Here is a 3,964-nt window from a genome sequence, read left to right as displayed (position 1 = left end):
GAACGCAAAACGCCGGCCGGGGGTGACCGGCCGGCGTTCGCCGCATCTGCGGGACGAGGCAAAGGCCCCTTCCCGTCTGCTGTCATTCAGCTTCCGTCAGGCAAGGCATAGGCGCGGATATAGTCGCCGATCTTGGTGCCGAACGAGCCGTGGCCACCATCGACGGTGACGATATACTGCTTGCCACCCACCGAATAAGTCATCGGCGTGGACTGACCGCCTGCGGGCAGACGGTCCTGCCACAGCAGTTTGCCGTTCTTCATATCGAAGGCGCGGATGTAATAATCCATCGTGGACGTCAGGAAGGTGACGCCGCCGGCCGTGGCAAGCGGCCCGCCCAGCATCGGCGTGCCGAGGTTGAAGGGCAGCGGGATGGGGGTCTCGTCTCGGATGGTGCCGACCCGGTGCTCCCACACCACTTTGTTGGTGCGCAGATCGAGGGCAGCGATGTTGCCCCAGGGCGGCGCCAGGCAGGGGATGCCGAGCGGCGAGAGGAAGACGTTCAGCTTCACGCCGAAGCGCGCGCCGAACATGGGCTGCACGCCGCTCTCGGTTCCCGCCGGCAGGCTGGCAGAGGGCTCGGCCGGGTTCTTCGGCCCACGCGGAATGAGGCGCGAGACGAAGGGAATGCCCATCGGATTGGCAATGGCGAGCTGGTCCTTCTGGTCAATCGAGATGCCGCCCCATTCGAACATGCCGAGGTTGCCCGGGAAAACGAGCGTCCCCTGGACGGAGGGCGGCGTGAACGGACCCTCATATTTCAGCGAATGGAACTTGATGCGGCAGGCCAGCTGATCGAAGGTCGTGGCACCCCACATATTGGCGCCCGTCAGGTTCTTCCGCGGCCGGAAGGAGAGGTCCGAGAAGGGCTGCGTCGGCGCGACATGGTCTCCGGGTGCGGCCGTCTGCGGCACCGCCGTCTCCGGCGCCGGCACGATCAGATGGCCGTTGCGGCGATCCAGCACGAAGATATTGCCGGTCTTGGCAGGCACGTAGATGGCAGGCACGACACCGTTTGCCGTCTGCACGTCCGCAATGCTCGGCTGGGCTGGGACATCCATGTCCCAGAGATCGTGATGCACGTTCTGAAAGGACCAGACGAGCTTGCCGGTCTTGATATCGAGCGCCACGAGCGCGGAATCGTAACGCTCCTCATCCGGTGTGCGGTTCCCGCCCCAGATGTCATTCGCTCCTGTGCCGAGCGGCAGATAGACCATGCCGAGTTTCTCGTCGATCACGGCCGGAGCCCAGGCATTGGGCGAGCCCGCGGTCAGCTGGTGCGTCGCCGAGGGCATTTCATTGGGATCGGGATTGCCGGCGTCGAAGACCCAGAGCAACTTGCCGGAGTAGACGTCATAGGCACGGATCGCGCCCGAGGGCACTTTCTTCGACCAGTTATCAATGACCGAACCGCCCATGACGATGACCTGGCTACCGACAGCCGGCGGCGAGGTGCCCTCATAGAAGCCGGCGGTCTGGTAAGGGCTGCCGTATTTCAGATCGACCTGTCCGTGATCGCCGAAGCTTTCGCACAGAGATCCGTTATCCGCATTGACGGCATAGAGAAGGCCGGTATCGGTCGGCAGGAACAGACGGCGAGGGCAATCGGTCGGCGCCGGCTGTCCCGCGACCGTCGTCGCATCGGCCGCCGTCTCATGATAGGAGACGCCGCGGCAGGTGAGATGCTGGAAGGTCGGATTGTCCTTGATCTTCGGATCGAATTTCCAGCGGAGCTTGCCGGTCGCCGCGTCGATCGCGAAGAGAATCTGGTGCGGCGAGCAGGCGTAGAGCGTATTGCCGATCTTGAGCGGCGTATTCTCGTCCGTCGTCTCCACCGGGTCGTTCGGCCCCTGCATGTCGCCGGTGCGGAACTGCCAGGCGAGCTTGAGCTTGCCGACATTCGCGGGCGTGATCTGGTCGAGACCGGAGAAGCGGTTGCCCCAGTTGGTGCCGCCATAGGCCGGCCAATCGACCGCGGCGATAGTGCCAGGCGGCTGGTTGCCGTTCTGCGCGATGCCGCGGATGGCGTGATTGTCCCGCGGCAGCGCCACACCAAGTGTGATGATGGCGAGCAGCACTGTGAAGCCGAGGGCAGCCTTGCCACCCAGAGCCGGGGTCGCGATGCGGCGGCCGACGAAGGGCAGCAGCAGCCAGACCCCGAGCGGCGCGATGACGTCACCACGCGGGGCAAGCTGCCAGAAATCAAAGCCGACCTCGATGATTGCCCAGATGAGCGTGCCCAGCAGCACGGCGGCATAGAGCCAGAAGGCAGCCGCCCGGCGACGCCAGACGAGGATGGCCGTCACGAAAATCAGAATTCCGGCGATGAGGTAGTAGGCGGAGCCGCCGATGGCGACGAGCCAGGCGCCACCCAAACCGAGGTAGAGGCCGACGAGGCCCAGAATGATGCTTGTTATGATTACTATGATCGGTGGTCGCGCGGTCGCGGTCATCGCCTTGCTTTCCTTCATGGGCGTGCAGATTTGGCGTTGTGCCGGAAGATGAATGCCGGCGGCTCGGACGCGCGCGCCGCGATCAGCCGCCGCAGGTCGTCATGCTTGGATGATCGGGCGCAGACGGGATCGGTGGCGGCGGCATCGCCTGCCAATGCCAGCGCCTGACACCGGCATCCGCCCCAATCCTTCTCTTTGAAGGCACAACTCTGGCAGGGTTCCGGCATCCAATCCGTGCCACGGAACTTTTGGAAGGCTGGATCGCTCAGCCAGATATCGGCGAGCGTCCTCTCCCGCACATTGGGAAAGGTGAGGCCCGGAATGCTTTCCGCCGCGTGGCACGGCAGCGCCCGTCCCTGCGGACCGATGACGATGAAGCGCCGCCCCCAACCGTCCATGCAGGGTTTGGGCTGGTCGCCGTAATAATCGGGCGTCACATAGTCGATCGCCATGCGGCCGGCATGACGTGCGCGCCCCGCCTCCACGGCAGCCGTCGCGGCGCGGAGATCTTCCTCGTCCGGCAGAAGCGCATCGCGGTTGACCAGGCCCCATCCGTAGTACTGCGTATGCGCGATCTCAACCCGCTGGGCGCCGAGTTCGGCGGCTAGCGCGATCATCGAAGCGACATCCCGTGCATTCTGGCGATGGATGACGAAGTTGCAGGTGAGCGGCAGGCCGGCGGCCCTGACCAGACGCGCGGCCCCCAGCTTGTGCGCCTGGGCGCCGCGCATGCCGCCGATCCGCTCGCCTTCCGCCGCATCGGCGTGCTGGAAGGAGAGCTGGACGTGATCGAGCCCGGCTTCGGCAAGCTGCGCCATGCTCCTCTCGTCCAGCATGACACCGGAGGTGATGAGGTTGACATAGAGCCCGACCGACGAGGCCGCGCGCACGAGTTCGGCGAGGTCGCTGCGGGCCGTCGGTTCGCCACCCGAGAGATGCAGATGCAGCACGCCGAGTGCGGCCGCCTCGCTGAAGACGCGGACCCAGTCGGCGGTCGAGATTTCCTGGCGGGCGCCGGCCAGTTCCAGAGGATTGGAGCAATAGGGGCAGCGCAGCGGGCAGCGATGCGTAACCTCGGCCACCAAAGCCATGGGGAGAGGAATGGCGCTCATGCTCCCTCACTCCGGTCGACGATCACGCCGCGCGCCGCCAGGTCGCTCAGCAGTTCGAGGACATCGGCCATGATGACATCGGCCGGCGCCTGATAGCGCGCCGCGAGATCGTTCACGATATCGCCCACGGTCCGCGTGCCGTCGATGCCGGAGAGCACCGCCTGGGCGTTCTCGTCCGGCATCATCGCGCGCTCCGGCGTCAGCAGGACCCAAGCGCCGCGCGCGGCATCGAGGCGGTATTTCACGCCCCGCGGAAAGCTCGGCACGCTATCTGGGGTCATGATCCGTATTCCCCTCAGGCGGCTTCTGGCCGAAAGCAACCGGGCGGGATGAAGCCTGGAGCGACATAGGAAAAATAGAGCGCATCGAGCTGCGACCAGAGGACATCGCATTTGAAGC

At 65.3% G+C, this 3,964-nt stretch carries 3 protein-coding genes and 1 pseudogene; all 4 read right to left on the bottom strand.

Annotation, left to right across the window (positions count from 1 at the left end):
- Positions 1–86: 86 nt before the first annotated feature.
- A complete protein-coding gene (locus VL752_RS09765) occupies positions 87–2,453 on the bottom strand; it encodes a membrane-bound PQQ-dependent dehydrogenase, glucose/quinate/shikimate family (RefSeq protein WP_325354602.1) in 2,367 nt (788 codons plus the stop codon).
- A gap of 14 nt (positions 2,454–2,467) precedes the next feature.
- Entirely contained in the window at positions 2,468–3,565 is a 1,098-nt protein-coding gene (pqqE, locus tag VL752_RS09760) for a pyrroloquinoline quinone biosynthesis protein PqqE (protein WP_325354599.1), read from the bottom strand.
- The gene (pqqD, locus tag VL752_RS09755) at positions 3,562–3,846 is read right to left on the bottom strand and encodes a pyrroloquinoline quinone biosynthesis peptide chaperone PqqD (RefSeq protein WP_325354597.1); all 285 of its coding nucleotides are present in this window, start codon (positions 3,844–3,846) and stop codon (positions 3,562–3,564) included. The genes pqqE and pqqD overlap by 4 nt, the downstream gene beginning before the upstream one ends.
- Before the next feature lie 14 nt (positions 3,847–3,860).
- Positions 3,861–3,964, bottom strand: a pseudogene (locus VL752_RS09750) (pyrroloquinoline quinone biosynthesis protein C); the annotation flags it as partial.

The organism is Acidisoma sp. (assembly GCF_035492295.1).
In the GTDB taxonomy this organism is placed as follows: domain Bacteria; phylum Pseudomonadota; class Alphaproteobacteria; order Acetobacterales; family Acetobacteraceae; genus Acidisoma.
This window is presented reverse-complemented; position numbering and strand designations above follow the sequence as displayed.

What these genes read in the sequence shown, in the direction of transcription:
- VL752_RS09765 (WP_325354602.1), bottom strand. Translation starts at nt 2,453, where the DNA reads ATGACCGCGACCGCGCGACCACCGATCATAGTAATCATAACAAGCATC.
- pqqE (WP_325354599.1), bottom strand. Translation starts at nt 3,565, where the DNA reads ATGAGCGCCATTCCTCTCCCCATGGCTTTGGTGGCCGAGGTTACGCAT.
- pqqD (WP_325354597.1), bottom strand. Translation starts at nt 3,846, where the DNA reads ATGACCCCAGATAGCGTGCCGAGCTTTCCGCGGGGCGTGAAATACCGC.